We start from the raw sequence: 1,872 nt of genomic DNA on the forward strand, positions 1-1,872 counted from the left end.
CGGCAACGGCATAGATCAAGCCGTCGCCGATCGGATGGCCAAGCGTGTCGTTGACGCTCTTGAAATCGTCGAGATCGAGCACCGCAAGGCCGCAGAGACGGTCGCGATCGCCGGACGCCATGGCCTCGCCCACCAATTCATGGAAATAGGCCCGGTTGGGCAGGCCGGTGAGATTGTCGTAGCGTGCCATGAAGCGGATCTTGTCTTCCGCCTCGACACGGGCGGTGACGTCCTCGAAGGTGATGACGCCCAGTTCCTGGCTGCCCTCGCGAGCCGAGAACTCGTAATGCTGGCCGTTGGCGAGGGAAACCAGCACCTTGCGGTCGCGACCCTCACGCAGGGCACGCGTCAGCTGCGCCTCGATGTAGCGGCAATCCTTGGGCGCCAGCATGCCGCCGGCGACACCGCGCATCAACAGACCGTGGATCGACCGTCCGAGCAGCGCGTCGGGCGACTTGAGCGACATCAGATGCGCGGCCTCGGCATTGGCCACCGCGACGCGGCCGTCCGGACCGAGCATGACAAGGCCGTGCGACATGGTGTTGAGCGCCCGGTTGAAGCGCTGGGCAATGCGGTTGGCCTTCTTCTCTTCCGAGACGGCCGCAAAAAGCACATCGCGTACGGTGTTGGCGAATTTCCGGATGGCGAACAGGAACGGCGCCGACAGCAGCCCGAGGAGGACATGGTAGATGTCGCCGCGCAGCAGGAAGCCAAGCGAGATCGGCCAGGTCAAGGCAATGGTCAGGATGGTGACCATGCGCGGCGAGCCGTAGTTGCGGCCGGCGATGGAGGTCGCCGTCGCGAGCGTCAGGCAAACGGAGGCGATTTCGGCGAAACCATCGCGCGCGAAATAGATGCCGAGCAGGCAGAAAGCGCCAAGCGTCAAGCCATGCAGGGAGCCATAGAGAATGTAGTCATTCTCACGCTTGTGCGCCTCTTCCCAGGTCGTCGGCGACGGCATGCTGTTGTATTTTCGAAAGTTTCTCATGCGGAACACACCGATGAGAACCATCGAGATCGCGACCAGCAAATACCGCGGATCGCCGCCCTTCCACCAGACCAGGCCGATCAGGAAAGTCTGCGCGAGAATGCCGATCGAAAGCGTCAGCCCGTCGCGAAACAGGGTTTCCACGAACGGAATATAGACGTCGACCGGGATCTCGTTCTTTTTTCGCAGATTCAACGCCTGAATCCCAACCCTGGGGAGCCAAGCAGTGCCACATCCGCCTTAAGAAAGATTTAGAGAGACCCTCGCGCTCCTGCCGTCAAGCCGGGTGACGCAGCGGAAAGCAAGGAAACTGTCGTTCAGGTAAACAAGGCGTATCGGTCATTCGGCGGCCTGAAGTTCGGGCCGCGCCGGCGTACTCGACAGGCGTTCGAGCAGCCTTTGGCGCTCGCCGGCGGCCTTTTGCGCGCTGGCTTGGCGGACGTGGCCATAGCCGCGGATGAGGGCAGGCACCGAGGCCAGCGCAACCGCCGCATCGACCCTGGCTGGGGCCAACGATCCGGCGATGAGCTCCAGATCCGCCTCGTACCGCGCCAGCAGCTGCCGCTCCATGCGCCGTTCGGCGGTGTAGCCGAACAGGTCGAAGGCAGTGCCGCGCAGGCCCTTCATCGCCGCCAGCACGCGAAAACCCTTCATCATCCACGGGCCGAAGCTCGATTTCCGCGGGCTTCCGTCATTGCCGCGACGGCCCATGATCGGCGGAGCGAGGTGGAATTCGAGCCTTTCGTAGCTCTGGAACTGCTTGCCCAGTTCGGCGGCGAAAGAGCCGTCCGTGTAAAGACGCGCCACCTCGTATTCGTCCTTGATCGCCATCAGCTTGAACAGGTTCCTGGCGGCAGCCTGCGACACCGCGGTCGAACCAGGCA

The 1,872-nt window shown here is 63.0% G+C and carries 2 protein-coding genes; both read right to left on the bottom strand.

From position 1 onward, the window contains the following. Positions 1-1,183 (bottom strand): diguanylate cyclase (locus tag EN969_RS29265; RefSeq protein ID WP_127419636.1); only part of this gene is annotated, 1,183 nt, incomplete at its 3' end. Between the two features lie 144 nt (positions 1,184-1,327). After that, positions 1,328-1,872 (bottom strand): DUF6537 domain-containing protein (locus EN969_RS29270; protein WP_348632422.1); only part of this gene is annotated, 545 nt, incomplete at its 5' end.

Origin of the sequence: Mesorhizobium sp. M7A.F.Ca.CA.003.01.2.1, assembly GCF_003998945.1 — a bacterium.
Taxonomy (GTDB): Bacteria; Pseudomonadota; Alphaproteobacteria; order Rhizobiales; family Rhizobiaceae; genus Mesorhizobium; species Mesorhizobium ciceri.